We start from the raw sequence: 17,547 nt of genomic DNA on the forward strand, positions 1-17,547 counted from the left end.
CGATAGGACAGGCCCCAATCGCCGCGCAGCATGCGCCAGAGCCATTCGGCGTACTGGATGGGCAGGGCGCGGTTGAGGCCGAGCTGCTCGGCGATACGGTCGAGATCCTGCTGGGACATCTCGCCACCAGCCGCGAATTGCGACATCGGCCCGCCCGGAGCCAGATGCAGGATGGCGAAGCCGATCATCGAGACGATGAACAGCAACAGCACAGCCTGCCCGAAACGGCGCAGGAGAAAGGCGCTCACGGACTGGTCACCCCGGCGGTTTCCGTTGCCGCCTCAGCGCGCCCAGTACCAGGAACCCATGTTCCAGGTATTGTGACGCGCATTGACGTTCGGCTCGTAGCCGACGAGCCCCTCCTTGCGACCCTCGACGACGACGTACTGGAAGATCGGCAGGATCGGCAGCTCCTCGCGGACGAGCTCCTGCAGCTTCCAGTAGATCTCCTTGCGCTTGGCCTGGTCGAAGGTCTCCTGGCCGGCCTTGAGCAATTTGTCGGCTTCGGCGTTCTGCCACTGCATCTGATTGGCGCCGTTGCCGGTTTTCGCGGGGATCGAATCCGAGGCGAAGCGCGAGGCCGGATCGGGATCGATGACAGTCCGGAAAGCGGTGCCGACGATCAGCGACTCGAATTTGGAGCGGGTGTAGAATTCACCGAAGAGCACGGCGCCCGGCATGTTGTTGATCTTGACGTTCGCGCCGATCTGCTGCCAGTCCTGCTGCATCAGCTGCTGACACTGCTCGCGCAGCGCAGCGCCCGTCGTCGTCGAGATCGCGAATTCGAGCGACACACCGTCCTTCATGCGCACGCCCGAGCCCGAGCGCTTCCAGCCGGCCTCGTCGAGGATCTTGTTGGCCTTGGCGAGATCATATTGCTGCTTGGGCAGGTTGGGATCGTAGGCCCAGGATTCCTGCGGAGCGAAGGATTCGGTCGGCTTGTGCAGGCCGTAATAGATCGCGTCGATGATGGCCTGCTTGTTGATCGATGCATAGAGAGCCTGGCGGACCGCCTTATCCTTCAACGCGGGATGCTCGAGATTCGGCATCACGATTTCCAGCGAGGCATTGGGGACGATCTGGACCTTGCGCCCCTGCAGCTTGGTCGCCTCCTGGTAGAAGTTTTCCGGAAAGCCGCCGATGGTGATGTCGATCTGGCCGGTGCGGAACTGGGCGTAGAGCGCGGTCTTGTCGGGAATGTATTTCAGGATGGCCCGCTCCAGATACGGGCCCTTGCCGTGGAACTTCTCGTTCGCGACGAGCGAGATGTTGTCGCCGGGCGTGCGCTTGTCCCATTTGAAAGGGCCCGTCCCCACCGGGGCATTGTTGAATGGCGCCGTATTGGGATCGGAAGCCTTTTCGAGGATGTGCTTGGGCACGATGTACGTGTTCGACAGCAAGGCGAGGTAAGGCGCATAGGCCCTTTCCATCCGCCAGGAGATTTCGTTCTTCCCGGTGACCTTGATATCCTTGACGAGCGCATGACCGATGCGCGTGCGCGCCTTGAAGCTCGGCGTGTTGATCAGCTCCAGCGTGTATTTGACGTCCTCGGCGGTGAACGGTGTCCCGTCATGCCAGGTCACGCCGTCGCGCAGCTTGACCTTCCAGGCCAGCCCTCCCTCGGAGATGCCGCCATTCGCCTCGCTCGGGATTTCCGCCGCGAGATCGGGGATGAGATTGCCCTGGGGATCGGCCACCCACATCGTATTGAAGATCTGCATCCAGACGTCTTCATCCACCTCGATGCCGGGCATGAGCGGATTGAAGGCCGTCGGCTCCTGGTACAGGCCGACGACGATCTGGCCCGTGGGCTTTGACGGCGGCGGGGGAACGGGCTTGCCGGCCTGCGTCTGGGCAGTGGCGCCGAACCCGGCAGCCGCCGTGATCGCGCCGGCGCCGAGGCCGAGGAAGTGCCGACGATGGATGGCTGGCGCCGGACAGTGAAACCGGTGGCCGTTGCTATGCTCTGTCATGATCCCCTCGTCTTTGATTGGACGCGTTGATGTCTTTGCGCCCGGCCAGCGCCGAGCAGAGCTTGCTTCCAGCATGGGGCCCGGACGCCAAGTGGCTCGAGCGCACCACGAGGCCAGACGCCTATGCAGAAAGCCAGCTTCGATCATGATTACGCAGCGCTAAGGGCGCAATTAATATGAGATTTATCTCTCATTAAGAACGGAATTAATGGCCGCTTGAGCTTCGACTACGTCCTGCTCAGGGAGAGCGCCACGGCGTGGGGGTGAGCCTCTGCCGCAGGAGGTCGACGAAGTTGCGCGTGCGCGCCGCCCGGTAATTGCGCGGCCCCAGAAGCGCAACGACCGGGGCATCGGGCGCCGACCAGCCCTGCAAGATCTCGACGAGCGTTCCGGTGGCGATATGTCCGGCGACGTCCCACTCGGAGCGGAGCATGATGCCCTTGCCCCTGACCGCCAGCTCCCGAATAGCCTCGCCGTCGTTGCTCCAGAACAGCGGATTCACTCTGACCGTTTCGTTGGAACCGTCGGCTCGCGCAAACCGCCATAGCGTGACGTCTTCGTCGTTCTCTCTCAGGCCCAGGCAATCATGCTTCAGGAGGTCGGTGGGCGTCTGCGGCGTGCCGTGGCGAGCCAAATAGGCCGGAGACGCACAAATCAGCCGCCGGTTCGGCGAAAGCTGAATCATCTGCAGCGGCGATGGCCGGAGTTCACCGATATGGATGATGACATCCCAGGCGTCGGATTTCAGGCCGATCGGATTGTCCGAGAGTTCCAAGGTCACGCGAACCTCCGGATGACTCTCGAGGAACCTGTCGATCGTCGGGACGATATATGTCCGGCCGAAGCCCGACGGCGCGGATATCCGCAAATGACCCGCCACGGTGCCGCGACGTTGAGCCAGGAGTTCGCTGATCTCGTCGATCTGATCGACGATCTTGCGTGACTGCTCAGCCAGCAGCTCGCCTTCGTCGGTCATCGAGTTGGTCGATCGATCGACCAGCTGCACACCCAGTCGCAATTCGAGCGAACGCAGCCGTTGCGTCACTGCGGGCGGGGTCACATTGAGGCGGCGAGCCGCCGCCGCCAATGACGACGACTGCGTGATGGCGACAAAAAAGCGGAGATCGTCGGCATTGAGCATTAAGCCGCACATTAACGGCGAATTCATAAGGCGCAAATTGTAAAATTAAGGCGGATGTCTAAGGTTTCGTGATCGACGATGTCGTCAGCTCGGCCCGGCGACGGGAGGGCTTTCGGGATCCTCACATTGCGCTACGCGCCAATTTGCGTAGCTGGAACTGGGAATGTTCGCCTGATGCCGGTTGCAGTGGATGCCGTTGCGAGCAGTCCGACTTTCCCCAAACAGGTCGACGTCGCCGTCATCGGCGCCGGAATCATCGGCGTCTGCACGGCCTATGAACTCGCGAAGAGGGGCCATTCGGTCGCCCTGATCGAAAAGGGGATCGTCGCGGGCGAACAGTCCTCCCGCAATTGGGGGTGGGTTCGCCAGCAGAACCGCGATCTCCATGAGCTTTCGCTGGCTGTGCTGAGCCTGCGTCGGTGGGACGAACTCGGTTCGGAAATTGGACGCGATCTCGGGTTTCGCCAGGAGGGCGGCCTGAACTGCACCGACGATCCGGCGGTGCTGGCCAAATGGGACAGCTGGATCAGGTCCGCGGCCGAACGCGGCTATCATAGCGAACTGCTGACGGCGCAGCAGGCCAAGGAGCGTTCACCGGGAACGACCACGCGCTGGATCGGCGGGGTCTGGTCGCCCAGCGGCAGCCGGGCGGAACCCAGCATGGCAGCGCCTGCGATCGCAGAAGGGGCCAAGGCGCTCGGCGTGTCGCTGCAACAGAATTGCGCCGTCCGCGGTCTCGAGATGTCCAACGGATCGGTTCAAGGCGTCTGGACGGAGCGCGGCCTGATCCGCGCGCCCATCGTCGTCGCCGCGGGCGGAGCCTGGACCTCCAGACTATGCCGCAGATATGGCATCGATCTGCCTGTCGCGAATATCGGAGCGACCGCGCTTCGCACCAGGCCGGTCGACGCCGTCCTCAATGTCGGGGCCTTCAGCGCCCCGGGCTTTGCGATGCGCCGGCGGGTCGATGGCGGTTACACGGTCTCGGTGCCCGGTTACGGATCGCTCAATATCGCGCCTCAAAACCTGCGCTACGCAACGCGATTCTATCAGATGTATCGCGCCAAATTGGCCAAGAAGCTGACCTACCGCCTCAACAGCTCGTTCTGGAACGGGCCGGAAGCGGCCGGCGGGTGGCATAACGACCAGGTCTCGCCTTTCGAACGGATCCGTATTCTCGATCCCGCGCCGGAAAGGGAGTTGGTCGAGCTCGCCATCACCAACCTGACCAAGGAATTTCCGGCACTGAAGGGCATCGAGGTCGCTGCTTCCTGGGGATCATTCATCGACACCAGCCCGGATCTCGTGCCGGTCATCTCGACCGTCGACAGCGTGTCGGGTCTCGTGATCGCCTCGGGCTTCAGCGGGCACGGCTTCGGCATCGGTCCTGGAGGCGGGCTTCTGGCCAGCCAGCTCGCGACCGGAGAGACGCCTTGCGTCGATCCTGCGCCCTATCGCCTGTCCCGCTTCAGCGACGGTTCGGCGATCCGGCGTCCCGAGATGATGTAGCGTTGCAGCGCGAGGCGGGCATCATTGGGTTGCAGCCTGCGATGCCGCGCCCGCCGCATGTCGCGTTCGTTGTTACGAAGAGAAACGCTTTGCCAGCAAAGGGCCAACTCCGATGGGCGTCATCAAAGCCAAATACGTGACCTTCGACTGCCATGGCACGCTGATCTATTTCGCCATGGATAAGGCCGCGCGTGCGCTCTACGGCGACACGCTGGACGAAACCGCGATGCAGCGCTTCATCACCCATTTCTCGGCCTACCGGCTCGACGAGATCCTCGGTGCCTGGAAGCCTTATGCGGAGGTCGTGCACAACGCGCTCGAGCGCAGCTGCCGGCGCAACGGCGTCGCCTTCCGGCCCGAGGATGCGCGCTGGATCTACGAGCAGATCCCCTCCTGGGGGCCGCATCCGGACGTGCCGGCGGGCCTCGCCAAGGTGGCGAAGGAGATCCCGCTCGTCATCCTCTCCAACGCGCAGAACGACCAGATCCCGCACAATGTCGCCAGGCTGGGCGCGCCGTTCCATGCGGTCTATACGGCTGAGCAGGCTCAATCCTACAAGCCCCGCATGAAGGGATTCGACTATATGTTCGACATGCTCGGCTGCGGTCCCGAGGACGTCTGCCACGTCTCGTCCTCGTTCCGCTACGACCTGATGACGGCCCATGACCTCGGCATCAAGAACAAGGTCTGGGTCAATCGCGGGCACGAACCGCCGAACCCGTATTACGGCTACACCGAGATCAAGGACATCAGCGGCCTGCCCGGTGTCTTCGGTCTCTGAAGCGGGAGCGCGATATCGCGCAACCTCCACCGGCGCGGCATGGCGGCCTCCCCGGCGGCCCAGGCCTTGCTGCGCTGTCTCGTGCTAATCGGTGGCGCAACGATGCACCTCCCACGGAGCGAAACTTGGCATTCCTGTTCAATTCCACCGAGGAGCGCGCGAAGGTCTTCGCCGCGCGCTTTGCCGAGGCCATGCCGGATCTGCGCTTCCTGCGCAGCAGCGAGCCCTATGACCCGGCCGATATTCGCTACCTGATCACCTGGACGGCGCCGGACGATCTCGCCCGCTTCACCAATCTCGAGATCCTGTTCTCGATCGGTGCAGGCATCGACCAGATGACGACGGATGGCCTGGCGCCGGACGTCCTCGTCGTGCGCATGGTCGAGGACGGCATCACCCGGATGATGCAGGAATATGTCACCCTCGGCGTGCTCGCGCTGCACCGCCAGTTCCCGCTCTATCTCGCCCAGCAGCGGCAGGCGCGCTGGCAGAGCCATGGCCTCACGCCCGCCAGAGACCGGCGTGTCGGCGTGCTCGGTCTCGGCATGATGGGCACGGCCGTGATCGAGCGGCTGAAGGCCTTCGGCTTCCCGATCTCGGGCTGGAGCCGCTCGGCCCGCTCGCTTGACGGCGTGCGCTGCTTCCACGGCCAGGACGGGCTTTCGGCGATGCTCGCCGAGACCGACATCCTGATCTGCCTGCTGCCGCTGACGCCGGATACCGCCGGCATTCTCAATGCCGAACTGTTCGCCAGGCTGCCGCAGGGCGCCGGGCTCGTCCATGTCGGGCGCGGCGGCCATCTCGACCAGCAGGCCTTGCTCGACGCGCTCGACAGCGGCCATCTCTCCAGCGCCGTCTTGGACGTGACCGAGCCGGAGCCGCTCCCTGCCGATCATGGCTTCTGGAGCCATCCCAAGATCCTGCTGACGCCGCATATCGCCAGCATGGTCGAGCCGGAGCCCGCCGCCAAAGCCGTGATCGAAAACCTTCGGCGCCATCGCGCCGGTCTGCCCCCGATCGGGCTCGTCGACCGCAGCCGCGGTTACTGACCCACTTTCGCAACCCGCTTTCCCCCTGCCCACCCCCGAAAGGCCATGACCATGTCGCTTCTCGTCACGATCGACACCAACCCCAGCAGCGAGCCCAAGCACTCCAAATGCCCTCCCGAGCGCCTCCTCGAGGGTGACCCGTCCTTCAAGACCTGGGCGCAGGACGCCTCGCGCGGCGACACGATCAAGACCGGCGTCTGGGAAGCGACACCGGGCGTGAACCGTTCGATCAAGGGCGAGACCCTCGAATTCTGTCACATTATTTCCGGCGTGATCGAGCTGACCGAGGAAGGCCAGGAGCCGCGCATCTTCCGTGCCGGCGACAGCTTCGTGATGAAACCGGGCTATGTCGGCACCTGGAAGACGATCGAGACGGTGCGGAAGATCTACGTCGTGGTGAGCTGAGGCGTTTGTGTCGGCGAATCCGGGCGTCAGAAGTTCACTGCCGGTCACGCCCGATATGACAGCCCAATGAGAGCCGAGCAACGGAGCGCTCGGCGTTTCTCGCCAGCATGGGCGCGCTCAAGTGCCATGGGCTGAAGGCCGCACCTGCGACGAGATCATTGCAACGGCGGTGAAGCGCCTGCAAGAACCCGAGCGCGTCGTCGGCGATCTGCGTTCGACGGAGATCGCCGCGAGCAGGCGCGCCCGATCGAGGATCAGATCGCCATCGCCAAGCTGCCCCTCGCCAAGGATGTCGGCGGCTTCGTCTTCGACGGCTCCCGCCAATGAGCGCCGCGCCGATGCGGATACATCGCGCCCCGAATCCCGTCGGATCCCTCTACCCGGAGGTGACAGGACGCGTCACGCGCGATGCCAACCGATTCCAGCGATTAAGAGTGGCGGAGACGGAGGGATTCGAACCCTCGATACCCTTGTGGGGTATGCTCATTTAGCAAACGAGTGCCTTCAGCCTCTCGGCCACGTCTCCGTTACGCGCTCTATGCCCGATTGCCGCGCGCTTTGACAAGCCGTCCCGTGGAGATTTGCGCGGGTTTTGCTGCGAGCCGCTGAATCAGGGGCAAGCGCCCCCGGCAAACCGCCGCCCTGCCCGGCCTGAGCAGGTCGGTGGCGGCGCCGCAGAAACAATCCAGAACAACTTGGCGGGCATCCTCACGCGAATCGCGCGCGCGGCGCGCGAGTTCCGGAGCCGGTCATGAGCAGCATATCAGGCGTCAGCGCCGCGTCAGCCATCAGCACGGCGTCGCTCGGCAGCGACAAGAGCTCCGCCCTCGCCCAGGCCGACGCGGCGGCAGCCCAGGCCTCGGCGGCGCTTGCCACGGCATCGGCGAAGCTTGCCGCCGATGAGAAGGACAAGGCGGCCGACCAGACGCTGCAGCAGGACCGCACCGCCGTGCAGCAGGCCGAGCAGGCCTTGAGGGCAGCCGAGCAGCGCGCAGCCCAGCTCAAGCAGGCGGCTGAAGCGAACAAGAGCGCCGAGCAGGCGCAAGGCCAGCAGGAGAGAAGCACCGTGCCCGGCCTGGGCGGGGCGGTGGACGTCTCGGTCTGAGCCTGGCCCGCGGCGTCGGCGCAAACCCGCTCCCCGCCTGTACAGCAGCCGCGGCAGCCTCTAGCCTTTGCACGGACACGCCCGACCGCCGCGCCCTGCTGGCGAGCGGGCTCGATGTCATCGCGACGATCCACGCACAGCGCCAAGGCCTCCGATGAGCCAAATCCAATGAGCCAAGACAGACCCCGCCGACCGGTCAACCTCCGGGACAAGGCCGAAGCCTTGTTCAAGCCGGCAGCTCCGAAAGTCCCTGCCCCGGCCGTGAAGCGGCCCGCCATTCCCGGAACCCGCGAAATGGTCTCGCTGCGGATCGACAGCGAGGTATTGGAGCATTTCCAGAGCGGCGGCCCTGGCTGGCAGGACCGGATCAACGACGCGCTGCGGCAGGCCGCGGGTATCGGCAGCGACGATGAAGGCCTGACGCCGGACGAATTGAATTCCTCGAATGACGGCTGATCGGCGCGGTTAAGGCGTTTTCCGTCACGCCGCCCCGTCATTGCGAGCACCCGGGTCTTGCCCTCGGCCAGCCCGAGTACAGACTCCGCGAAGCAATCCAGGGCTCGCCCAGCGAGCCTTCCTGGATTGCTTCGTCGCTTGCGCTCCTCGCAATGACGATTCAGGCTGTGCGGAAAACGATCGGCCGCAAGGTCGGGCAGCGCCCCCTTCTGCCACTTCACTTGGCGGCGACGCAGGCTCCAAGGCTCGCAACGGTGCCGGCGGGGCAGGTTTTCCTGCCGAGCGTCGGCGCGGCGCGCTGGGAGCTGGCCTGGAAGGATTCGCAGCAGGCGCCGCGCACATAATAGCCGCTGGGGCAGGCGCCGCTGCGCTCGATGCGGTCCTTGCCGTCCAGCGTCGGGCGGCAGGCCCCGGCGGCAAGAGCCTCGCCGGCGAGACCGGTGATGGCGACGGCGATGAGGGCTGCGATTCGGATCATGCGGCAAACATCGCCCATCTCGCCCGGCCTGTCACCGGCGGAAGGCTATCCCCGGCTCAGGAGAGCCGGCCGGCCATGCGCGTCAATCGCATTCGCGGACGCGGTTGTAGCCGACGAAATCGCCCCAGCTGTTATAGACCGGGCGCCGCGTGACATAGCAGTCGGACTCGTAATAGCGCGGGCCGGCATAGACGGGCGCGGGTCCGTAATAGGGCGGCGGGGGAGCATAGCGCCCGGCTCCGGCGAGCGCGCCGCCGACGAGAGCGCCGGCCGCCATGCCGCCGAACAAGGCGCCGTTGAAGCCGTCGCGGGCCTGCGCGGCCGTCGACAGCGGCAGGGAGGCAGCGGAAAGACCGACCATCAGGAGGCCAGCGATACCGATTCGAGTTAGCGCGCCCATGGCACCCTCCATCACATGTAGCGCAGATCTAGCAATCCAAAAATGAATAAAAACTGAACGGGACGATGTCGCAGGGTCATAACCATGCCGAAATTCGGCCACAACTGTTAATTCTTGCGAATTCCCCTTAGATTTAACAATAAAACCTCCAGATCTTTTGCAGTATATTTTGACAAATTCAAAAACACCGCCTTCGCCGCCGCATCATCATGAGAAATTCCTTGGAGCGCCCTTCAGCCCTCATCCTGAGGAGCCATTCCGCAAGGAATGGCGTCTCGAAGGATGCCTCAGGAGGCTCCCGAACCATCTCGAGCATCCTTCGAGACGCCGCTGACGCGGCTCCTCAGGATGAAGGCTGCGGAGGCACGGAGGCTGCACGGACATCAGCGCGCTGCCGGCCAGCGGACAAGCGTCGTCGGGATCCAGCGCGCCTTGCGCCGCGCGATGCGGCCCCCAGTGGCCTCGGCGCTGAAATCCCTGGGCTCGGCCGGCCGGGTGAAGGCGGCACGCTCGTCGAGCACGTCGATGTTGAGCGTGGTCCAGGCCTCGCCCTGGTCCGTCATCAGCATCGCGACATAGACCCCGCAGCGCCTGCAGATCACCACCTCGGAGGTGCTCAGGCCGAAGGCGTAAAGCTGCAACTGCTCCGGCTCGTGCGCGGTCAGTGTGGCGCTCGATTTCGGATCGGAGAAGGTCCGGGCATTGTGCTTGCGGCAAAACGAGCACTGGCAGGCGCCGATGACCTGCTCGGCCGGCGCGCGCGGCGTCCTCAACTCCACCGCGATCGCCCCGCAATGGCAGGCACCCTTGTGAAGGTGTTCCATGCTCAGTCCTCACAGGTTTGCCTGCGGTGAGCGTGAGGCTGCGCCAGCGTGTCGGCTTCGGTCAATGGGATTGCTGGGGCTGCTTATCGCCGAAACCGCGGCGTCATCCCGGACAAGCCACGTCAGCGGCGCCGATCCGGGACCCATTCCGGAGCGCGGATCGATCGGGCACGGCCATGGTCGCTGGTTCCCGTTTTGGGAATTGTCCTTTGTTCCCAAATCGGGAATATGCTAGGCAGCCCTCATGCAAGTGATCTCGCGTCGCAGGCTGAGAGAATTCTGGGAGCGCGAGACGCGTGCCGAGATTCCGCTTCGGACTTGGTACATGATCGCCGACAAGGCCGCGTGGACGGGGCCCTCGGAGATCAAGGCCCAGTTCGGAACGACCGTCGATTTCGTTGGCGAGAACCGGGCCATTTTCGACATCGGCGGCAACAAATACCGGCTGATCGTCCACTTCGCTTACGCCTATCAGCGCTGCCTCATCAAATTCGTCGGCACCCACAAGGAATACGACAAGATCAATCCGGAGACCGTGTAATGCAGATGGACATGCGAGCTATCCGTACCGAAGCGGATTACGATTGGGCGCTCAAGGAAATCGAGCTGTATTTCGAGAATGAACCCGCCCCCGGTTCTCCCGAAGCCGATCGCTTCGACGTGCTGGCCGGCCTGCTCAAGCTCTATGAAGACGCCCACCACCCGATCAATGCGCCCGACCCCATCGAGCTGATCAAGCAGTGGATGGAGATGCGCGGTTTGAGCCAGGGCGATCTGGCGAGCCTTATCGGCTCGAAATCGCGCGCCTCCGAAATCCTCAACCGCAAGCGGGCCCTGACGCTGGAGATGGTCTTCAAGCTGAGCCGGGAATGGCGCATCCCAGCCGAAGCGCTCGTTGCCCCGTATCATTTGGCTGCCTAGCTGTGAGTTCTCAATAGGTTGTCCATCCGGTCCCGAGCGAGGAAGCCGAGGTTGCGAAGCTTCAGTATCCCTCGGGGAGGAACCGGATGAACATCCACAAGAATGCCCGCCTAACGCCGCTGGGTCGAGAGCGGATCGTGCGGATGGCGACACCGTCGCCAGGCCCCAGTCCATGAAAATCATCATGGTTCGCGGCGCGCGCGCCGCAGCCGCGATGGGCCTGCACCGATAGTGTTCAAAGCAGGATGGCAAGCCGGCCGCCCGGTCCTCCGGCCTCTGCACGCTGCAGAGCGCGCCACTGGAGATCCGCTTCGTTTGGGAAGGGCACCTGCACTCCGGAGCGACCTCCCCGTCTTGCGTCGCGCAGGCCTCCGCCCGAACGGGGGCGTGCATCACCAGCGTCAGAGCCAGCAGCGTCGGCAGAACGGTCCAGAGTTTCACGCCCATTCCCCCACTTTGCGACGGGGGCTATGAGCCGCATCAGGGGCCTGTGCCAGGGCAGCCGCCCGAACCCGACCTGAGCCGGGAATGGCGCATCCCAAAAGATGCGCGCGTCCGAGGCGTTTATGCGGGCAGCACTGTGACAGGCGTGCCCAGCGACACGCGTGCATACAGATGGATGATGTCCTGGTTTATCATCCGAATGCAGCCGGACGAGACGTTGGTGCCCACCGTATAGGGCTCGAGGGTTCCGTGAATGCGGTAGCCGAGATCGCCATTGGCATCGAACAGATACATGGCGCGCGCGCCGAGCGGGCTTTTCGGGCCGCCGAGCACGCCGAGGCCTCGGGGCGTCTTTTCGAGCTTGGCTTTGATCTCGGGGTCGCGCTCGACCATTTCATGAGGCGGCACCCAGTCCGGCCAGTCGCGCTTCATGTTGATCTTCGCCGGGCCAGACCAACCGAACCCCTCGCGGCCGACACCGACCCCATAGCGGGTCGCGATCCCCGGCGATTCGACGAAATAGAGATGGTAGGATGCAGGGTCGACGACGATCGATCCCGGCGCCTGATCCCGGCTGAACGCGACGGTCTGGCGAAGATATTCCGGATCGATATCGCCGGAGTTGACCGCAGGAACCGGAAAGCGCTCGCCGGGATAGGCGGTGTAGACCTCGGCATAGTTCGGGCGCGCAAGCGTACGTGTCCTGGGGCTCGGCTTGCTCACCGACATGTCGGGAAGGGCAACGATGCTGCCGGTGCCGCAGCCTGCCAGGCCGGTCGCGCCAGCGGTCAGGGCAAAGAGGTTAAACGATCGGCGGCTCAGCATTGGATGTCTCTCGGCAAAGGCTGAGGAGAGACATGGCCTTATATGGTTACCACCGCGTGAAGGCGGGCGGGGCCATCTGGACTAGCCGGGGGGACTTGCAGTCAACTACGGTATGATTGCCAGCAATAACTCCGCCGGGGCTGTAATCTAGCTGGAAGCGATCGTTGGACAAACGCTCCGTTTCCTTTGGTCCGTCATCTCGGAAATCGTCTGCTTCCACACTGGCAAGGCTCTTGTGGAGTGCCTTACGTTTGGCAGGCTGGTCGTCTCCGGCTACCGTGAAACCAACAAGCCATTCGCAGCTTACTGGCGGGAAGGACGGCAGCCCGTTCTCAACAGCGGCATCGCGGGTTTGGTTGGCGGAGCCTTCTGGATCGCTCTTTTCATCAGCGCCATTCACCTTCTTCGGTGATGGCTATCGGGGCTCGACTAACCGGATCAGCGTCTCCGTCGACTTGCGCAGAGTCGCGGCGTGAAAGGACAAGACCGGCAATATCAGCTTCCTCGCGCGCTAGCAGCCGACATTTGAGGGTGCGAGCATGACGGTTCAATCGCTTCGCGGGCGAGCCGGTCGCTTTGCCGCGCAGCCGGGCGGCGGCTGTCGTCGATTGCATGGTACAAATAGGCTGGAGGGCGCTGGCTTCACAGTAAAATTTGCGCAATGCTCGTTGCGGGGGACGGGCTATGCATGTGCGGTTGGTATTGTTGGCGTGTTTGCTGGGCAGCGGAGCGGCAGCTGAAGAGGACAAGGCCCGGCGTGAACTGCTTCCAACGGTAAGAGCCGCAACCGACTGCGTGTCGCGTTCCCTAATCCAGGAGAAGGTCACAGCATCGGCGAACGACGATGCGATCCGAAATGGGGCCCGCCGGGCTTTCGGCCTGCAGTGCCAAGCCGAAGGCCGCAAGCTTGTTCTAGAGCACGATCGTCTCCACGGCGTAGGAACAGGGAGAAGCTTCGTCGATGGCCCGTATTTCGCGGATCTGCCTCGCGCGGTCCGCGTGAGGATGGCCAATACCTATGCCGGTACGATGCCGTCAGCAAAGCCGCGGCGCTGCCCCGATATGCTCGAAATCTACGAAGTACAGGACAGTGGGCGAACACTTGCCCAAGCTGAGCAGGCTGGCCTGCAGCGTCAGACGAAGACCGAAATGGAGGTGCTGGCCAGCTTCACGCAGCGCATGGAACAGCGGCTACAGCAGGCGCGTCACGCGATGGCTAGGCCCGTTCTGGAAGAATTCAGGGCGCTGCCTGTTTCGGACATGGGGATCTGTTTTCCCGCCATCGTGCCAGTTATGGCCGAAGCCCGGGCCATCGCTGAGCAAATCGAGTTGCGCCGGCAAGAGGCCGAGCGGCAGCAGGCCGAGTCCGAGCGCCAAAGGTACGAAGAGGCCCAGAGACGGGCGGAGGCCGAGCGGATTGCAGAGGTCCGGCGCGCCGAAATGCAACGGATAGAGGAAGAGCGTCGCGCGGAGGCCCAGCGAATCGCTGAAGAGCGGAGGCAGGAGGCGAGGGCCGCCGCAGAGCGTGCTCGCCTAGCCGCTGAGAAGGCCGCGGAGGAAGAGCGTCTTGAGGCGCTGCGCCCGATCAACGTCCTGAAAACCGCCTATCAGCACTACGCCTTCGTCAAAAAATGTAACGAGTTCCGAGACGGCTACGTCAGCATCTTCATCTCGGAAAATGAAATCGTTCGCGCACGGACCGCCATCAAAGCGATCGAGACCAAGATCAAGATTTTGGAGCCATCGATAAACACGGATATGGCTTGGTCCACAGCAACTGGGGGAACGCTAAACGTCGTACCGGAGAGGGCCATGTGCCAGGGGTCTCTCCAGAGTCTAATCGCAATGTTTGAAAAGCTCGCGCCAGACGCGGCCGCTCCGAAAAAAGATTTTTAACCCACGCTTTAGGGTCCGTTTGCCTCCGCCCGCGCTGGGCCTGAGCGTCGAGCTAGGCGCAATGGTCGAAATGGCGCCGCCAACCACGCAAAGCCGATCTCAGGCCGGTAGATGTCCCAGGCGCGGCGTAAGGCTCCGCGTATCCCAGAGGCATCGAGAAGCGGGCCGACGCCTGCTTTTCGATCACTGAACCCTGCCAAGCGGTCAGTAAGCCCACCGTCCCGCCCCGCAGCAGGAAGAAGTCAAGAACCGCGAGCGTTCCAATCGGCGAAACCACCGATTTCTCGGAGTTTTTAGAGGCTCATGGAAAGTGATGGAGAAAAGATAATGGTGCCCAGAGCTGGAATCGAACCAGCGACACTGCGATTTTCAGTCGCATGCTCTACCAACTGAGCTATCTGGGCCCCGGGGATGGGCAAGCGCCCGTCCCTGTTGGTGGAGGCGGTATAATGGGCCGGCTCACGGCTGTCCAGTCGCTTGCGCAAGCTTTCCAGCGCTATCGCGACAAGGGGCTTTCCGGCCCCATTCCGCGGCGGCTTTCCCGCCAAACCCGCTCAAAAACCGTTTGGAACCCCCAGCCCTCATCCTGAGGAGCCGCGTGAGCGGCGTCTCGAAGGATAGTCCAGCTTGCAGGGGAGCCTCCTGGAGCATCCTTCGAGACGCCATTCCTCACGGAATGGCTCCTCAGGATGAGGGCTCAGGATGTTTCCAAGCAGTCCCTCAATCCTCGTCGTCGCTCTGGCGGCCGGGCTTGTCGGCCTCGGCCTCGTCGACGGGCGCGCCTGGAATCACATAGCTGCCCTTGAGCCAGCGGCCGAGGTCGATATCGGCGCAGCGGGGCGAGCAGAAGGGCTTGTATTGGGCGACCCGCGGCTTGCCGCAGATCGGGCATGGTCTGGCGGCGGGCGGCGCCGTGTTTTCGTTGTCAGCCATATCCGAGCGTGATTCCTCCATCGACGACGAGTTCGAGGCCGGTGACATAGCGCGCTTCGTCGCTGGCGAGAAACAGCGCCGCATAAGCCACGTCCCAGGCCTCGCCCATATGGCCCATCGGCACCTGCGCGTCGCGCGCCGCCCACATCGCCTCAACGTCGCCATCGCCATAGACCTGGGCGAGGCCGGCGGACAGCTCGACCATCGGCGTCTTCATCAAGCCGGGCAGGATCGCGTTGACGCGGATCTTCTGGGGCGCGAATTGCGCGGCGGTGGTGCGGGTGAGCTGGTTCAGCGCCGCCTTGGTGGCGGAATAGCTGGCATAGGGCACGCCGGTATGGCGGATCGAGGCGATCGACGAGATGTTGATGATCGAGCCGCCCTCGCCGCTCTCCTCGAACTGGCGCTGCATCACCGGGATGACATGCTTCATCGCCAGGAAGGCGCCGGTGAGGTTGACCTTGAAGACACGGTCCCAGACTTCCTCGGGCAGGTCGACGACGCTGCCGACCTCGGCGATGCCGACATTGTTGTCGAGAATGTCGATGCGGCCATAGCGGCCGAGCGCGCGGCCGACGAGATCGGCGACCGCATCGGCCTTGGTCACGTCGGCCTGCACGGCAAAGGCCTGGCCGCCCTCGTTCTGGATGATGGCGGCGGTTTCCTCGGCCGCGTCGCGGTTTATGTCGGCGCAGATCACCTTCGCGCCCTCGCGGGCGAAGATCGTCGCGGTTGCCTTGCCATTGCCCCAGCCCGGCCCGATCGAGCCCGCACCGGCCACGATCGCGACCTTGCCCCTGAGACGTCCCGTCATGCGCAATCCTCCTGGAGGCGCGCCTTGTGAGGCCGGCGCGCTTACAGGGGGCAGGATCGGGGGTTATGAGGTGCGGCGCAAGATGCGGCGGGGCGGACGGGTGAAGCGGGACGCCTAACCTGAACCGAGCGGATCGCCTCCGCCCGGCGGCCGCCGCCTCCGTGATCTCTACGTCAGATCCTTGACCATCAGGATCCACTCTCCGGGTTCATCCGACCCCGGAAAGGCAGAAAAGGGGCGCCTGTCCCACTCCTTGAAGCCAGTCTGCCGATAAAGCCCATGGGCTCTCGCGTTGAAGCTGCCGACCATCAGCGTCAGCCGATCTTTGCCGGCGGCCCGCGCAATGGATTCGGCCTCAGCGAGAAGGGATTTTCCAAAGCCCTTGCCCTGATGCTCGGGATAGATCGCCGCAGCCGCGATGTACCAGGTCCCCGCAGCCATCGCCTTCAGCTCGTTCAGCGCCCGCACGACCTCCGGGGACGGCGCTGCGGGGTTGGCCGGCTCGGGAATGACATATCCGTTCAACGCCCCGGCTATCCGCCCCCGATGCTCGGCGACGCGCCAGTTGCGGAAATGCGTGAAGTGCTTCTCATCATTGCGAATGACGCCGCGGCCGACCTCGAAAGCCGAGCGGCCGGGATCGGCCATCTGGCCCCATAGGAAGGAGGTCAAGCGCCGCGTCGCCATATCCGCCAGCAGCGCCAGATGAGCGCAATCCTCCTCGGAAGCGGGCCGAAATGAGATGCTTGGCAATGGAATGCTTGGCGATGAAAGATTTGGCGACGCGGGCGCTGAGGACATATCCGCTCCATGGGTTCGACGATTTCAGGCAACAAAAAACCCGCCGACCGAAAGGTGGGCAGGTTGCGGAAAACTCCGGGACGATGATGGGGGAGCTAAGTCCCCTGGAAGCCTCGTCGCAGAATCGACACGCCACGCTGCACGGCGATGCAGCGTCGGCGTCGGATGATCTCAGCGAGGTGGTGATTGAAGCTCATGGGCCGTGAGGATGATGGGGATTCGCTCCCTGGTCAACGTCGCGTCCTGCGCAGTCCTCCTGGAGGCGCGCCTTGTGAGGCCGGCGCGCTTACAGGGGACAGGATCGGGCTTGTCGCGCCGCGCTGCAAGCCTTGCGCGGGTTCATGGTCGTTGCTGCTGAACCTTGCGCCGAAACGGACCGTTATCGCAGGCGTCCCGCCGGGGCCGGCGTCGGGAGACCCGGGATCATTCGTAGAGCGTCATTCTCGGGCTTGTGCGCCCCGCGAATCTCATGACCAGAGTTGCTCTGGTTTACGAGATGGTCGGGTCAAGCCGGACCATGACGCGCCTTTTCCCTTCTCCCCTGGCGGGAGAAGGTGGCTCGGCGAAGCCGAGACGGATGAGGGGGCGCCGTGAGCTTTCCGCCTCGGCGCAGTACGACGCCAACCGGACAGGGCACGGCGCCCCCTCATCCGGCGCTGCGCGCCACCTTCTCCCGCCAGGGGAGAAGGGAAGATCTTGTCCAGCGGATAGGTTGGTTACAAATTAGCCTGGGTAGATGGGTGACAGTTTCTGGCCTCGGTGGTCGATGAGGCCGATGGGCTGTTTGTAGAA

General features: G+C 63.8%; 19 protein-coding genes, 2 tRNA genes and 1 pseudogene. 10 read left to right on the forward strand and 12 right to left on the reverse strand.

Going from position 1 to position 17,547, the window contains the following annotated elements; translation table 11 throughout:
* The 3 genes and pseudogenes from CYD53_RS29310 to CYD53_RS29320 all read right to left on the reverse strand — a co-directional run.
* Window positions 1-188 (reverse strand): annotated as a pseudogene (locus CYD53_RS29310) (diguanylate cyclase); the annotation flags it as partial.
* Window positions 189-281: 93 nt separating this feature from the next.
* Window positions 282-1,973 (reverse strand): peptide ABC transporter substrate-binding protein, encoded by a 1,692-nt coding sequence (locus CYD53_RS29315; RefSeq protein WP_103721610.1) that lies wholly within the window; start codon window positions 1,971-1,973, stop codon window positions 282-284.
* A gap of 238 nt (window positions 1,974-2,211) precedes the next feature.
* Window positions 2,212-3,114 (reverse strand): LysR family transcriptional regulator, encoded by a 903-nt coding sequence (locus CYD53_RS29320; protein WP_103721611.1) that lies wholly within the window; start codon window positions 3,112-3,114, stop codon window positions 2,212-2,214.
* Between the two features lie 174 nt (window positions 3,115-3,288).
* Here CYD53_RS29320 and CYD53_RS29325 point away from each other — a divergent pair, with 174 nt between their 5' ends.
* The 4 genes from CYD53_RS29325 (at window position 3,289) to CYD53_RS29340 (ending at window position 6,858) form a co-directional block, all read left to right on the forward strand.
* A complete protein-coding gene (locus CYD53_RS29325; protein ID WP_103721612.1) occupies window positions 3,289-4,623 on the forward strand; it encodes an NAD(P)/FAD-dependent oxidoreductase in 1,335 nt (444 codons plus the stop codon).
* A gap of 112 nt (window positions 4,624-4,735) precedes the next feature.
* Window positions 4,736-5,404, forward strand: coding sequence for a haloacid dehalogenase type II (locus CYD53_RS29330; RefSeq protein WP_103721613.1), 669 nt, complete (start codon window positions 4,736-4,738; stop codon window positions 5,402-5,404).
* Window positions 5,405-5,529: 125 nt separating this feature from the next.
* Window positions 5,530-6,453 (forward strand): 2-hydroxyacid dehydrogenase, encoded by a 924-nt coding sequence (locus CYD53_RS29335; protein ID WP_103721614.1) that lies wholly within the window; start codon window positions 5,530-5,532, stop codon window positions 6,451-6,453.
* 51 nt (window positions 6,454-6,504) lie between these two features.
* On the forward strand, window positions 6,505-6,858 hold the full coding sequence (locus tag CYD53_RS29340) for a cupin domain-containing protein (protein WP_103721627.1): 354 nt from the start codon (window positions 6,505-6,507) through the stop codon (window positions 6,856-6,858).
* Window positions 6,859-7,293: 435 nt separating this feature from the next.
* Here the strand turns inward: CYD53_RS29340 and CYD53_RS29350 are convergent.
* Window positions 7,294-7,384 (reverse strand) — tRNA-Ser (locus CYD53_RS29350).
* 225 nt (window positions 7,385-7,609) lie between these two features.
* On the opposite strand from CYD53_RS29350, the gene CYD53_RS29355 reads away from it, so the two are divergent.
* Window positions 7,610-7,963 carry a hypothetical protein gene (locus CYD53_RS29355; protein ID WP_103721616.1) on the forward strand — a complete coding sequence of 118 codons (354 nt, stop codon included), beginning with the start codon at window positions 7,610-7,612 and terminating at the stop codon, window positions 7,961-7,963.
* Between the two features lie 168 nt (window positions 7,964-8,131).
* Window positions 8,132-8,419, forward strand: a complete 288-nt coding sequence (locus CYD53_RS29360; protein WP_103721617.1) for a BrnA antitoxin family protein — start codon at window positions 8,132-8,134, stop codon at window positions 8,417-8,419.
* 217 nt (window positions 8,420-8,636) lie between these two features.
* Here CYD53_RS29360 and CYD53_RS29365 read toward each other — a convergent pair whose 3' ends face one another.
* The 3 genes from CYD53_RS29365 to CYD53_RS29375 all read right to left on the reverse strand — a co-directional run bounded on the left by CYD53_RS29365 (window position 8,637) and on the right by CYD53_RS29375 (window position 10,121).
* On the reverse strand, window positions 8,637-8,897 hold the full coding sequence (locus CYD53_RS29365) for a hypothetical protein (protein ID WP_146056036.1): 261 nt from the start codon (window positions 8,895-8,897) through the stop codon (window positions 8,637-8,639).
* Between the two features lie 82 nt (window positions 8,898-8,979).
* Window positions 8,980-9,297: a hypothetical protein gene (locus tag CYD53_RS29370; protein ID WP_103721619.1), complete on the reverse strand. Its 318-nt coding sequence runs from the start codon at window positions 9,295-9,297 to the stop codon at window positions 8,980-8,982.
* Between the two features lie 383 nt (window positions 9,298-9,680).
* The gene (locus CYD53_RS29375) at window positions 9,681-10,121 is read right to left on the reverse strand and encodes a GFA family protein (protein ID WP_103721620.1); all 441 of its coding nucleotides are present in this window, start codon (window positions 10,119-10,121) and stop codon (window positions 9,681-9,683) included.
* 244 nt (window positions 10,122-10,365) lie between these two features.
* On the opposite strand from CYD53_RS29375, the gene CYD53_RS29380 reads away from it, so the two are divergent.
* Complete coding sequence (locus CYD53_RS29380; protein ID WP_103721621.1) at window positions 10,366-10,662, forward strand: type II toxin-antitoxin system HigB family toxin; 297 nt, start codon at window positions 10,366-10,368, stop codon at window positions 10,660-10,662.
* A 5-nt stretch (window positions 10,663-10,667) separates the two neighbouring features.
* Window positions 10,668-11,042: a helix-turn-helix domain-containing protein gene (locus tag CYD53_RS29385; RefSeq protein WP_103721628.1), complete on the forward strand. Its 375-nt coding sequence runs from the start codon at window positions 10,668-10,670 to the stop codon at window positions 11,040-11,042.
* A gap of 564 nt (window positions 11,043-11,606) precedes the next feature.
* Here CYD53_RS29385 and CYD53_RS29390 read toward each other — a convergent pair.
* Entirely contained in the window at window positions 11,607-12,311 is a 705-nt protein-coding gene (locus CYD53_RS29390) for a L,D-transpeptidase (protein ID WP_103721622.1), read from the reverse strand.
* Between the two features lie 684 nt (window positions 12,312-12,995).
* Here CYD53_RS29390 and CYD53_RS29395 point away from each other — a divergent pair.
* Entirely contained in the window at window positions 12,996-14,207 is a 1,212-nt protein-coding gene (locus CYD53_RS29395) for a hypothetical protein (protein ID WP_146056037.1), read from the forward strand.
* A gap of 328 nt (window positions 14,208-14,535) precedes the next feature.
* Here CYD53_RS29395 and CYD53_RS29400 read toward each other — a convergent pair.
* The 4 genes from CYD53_RS29400 to CYD53_RS29415 form a co-directional block, all read right to left on the reverse strand.
* A tRNA-Phe gene (locus CYD53_RS29400) sits at window positions 14,536-14,611 on the reverse strand.
* Between the two features lie 316 nt (window positions 14,612-14,927).
* A complete protein-coding gene (gene yacG, locus CYD53_RS29405; RefSeq protein ID WP_103721624.1) occupies window positions 14,928-15,140 on the reverse strand; it encodes a DNA gyrase inhibitor YacG in 213 nt (70 codons plus the stop codon).
* The gene (locus tag CYD53_RS29410) at window positions 15,133-15,954 is read right to left on the reverse strand and encodes an SDR family NAD(P)-dependent oxidoreductase (protein WP_103721625.1); all 822 of its coding nucleotides are present in this window, start codon (window positions 15,952-15,954) and stop codon (window positions 15,133-15,135) included. The genes yacG and CYD53_RS29410 overlap by 8 nt, the downstream gene beginning before the upstream one ends.
* Window positions 15,955-16,122: 168 nt before the next feature.
* Entirely contained in the window at window positions 16,123-16,626 is a 504-nt protein-coding gene (locus tag CYD53_RS29415; RefSeq protein WP_245928494.1) for a GNAT family N-acetyltransferase, read from the reverse strand.
* Between the two features lie 95 nt (window positions 16,627-16,721).
* Between CYD53_RS29415 and CYD53_RS30470 the strand changes: the two genes are divergently transcribed.
* Window positions 16,722-16,961, forward strand: coding sequence for a hypothetical protein (locus CYD53_RS30470; RefSeq protein WP_181012083.1), 240 nt, complete (start codon window positions 16,722-16,724; stop codon window positions 16,959-16,961).
* Window positions 16,962-17,547: the final 586 nt, after the last annotated feature.

Source organism: Allobosea psychrotolerans, assembly GCF_002917105.1.
Taxonomy (GTDB): Bacteria; Pseudomonadota; Alphaproteobacteria; order Rhizobiales; family Beijerinckiaceae; genus Allobosea; species Allobosea psychrotolerans.